Source organism: Oceanivirga salmonicida, assembly GCF_001517915.1.
Lineage (GTDB): Bacteria > Fusobacteriota > Fusobacteriia > Fusobacteriales > Leptotrichiaceae > Oceanivirga > Oceanivirga salmonicida.
Map to the genome: position 1 here is coordinate 1 of NZ_LOQI01000239.1, position 227 is coordinate 227.

Below are 227 nucleotides of genomic sequence, written 5' to 3' on the forward strand. Positions count from 1 at the left end.
AGGTAAAGTTTTTGATTTATAGAATACACCTGCTGATGGTTTAATTTGTAAAAATATTGCATTCATTCCCCAACTTTTAACATTAGATACTATTTCATCTATTTCTTGTTTTTGTAAATTTGCCCCACGAGTTTTAGGGAAATCTAAATTAACTACTGTTGCTACCCAAACTCCTTTTAAATCTTTATTAATTTTTCTATGACTTCTATCAAAAACTTTACCTTGGT

The 227-nt window shown here is 28.2% G+C and carries 1 protein-coding gene; it reads right to left on the minus strand.

The genetic code is table 11. The annotated features are described in order from the left end of the window. On the minus strand, positions 1-227 hold a 227-nt coding region (locus AWT72_RS09110; RefSeq protein WP_156413171.1), incomplete at both ends, for a family 10 glycosylhydrolase.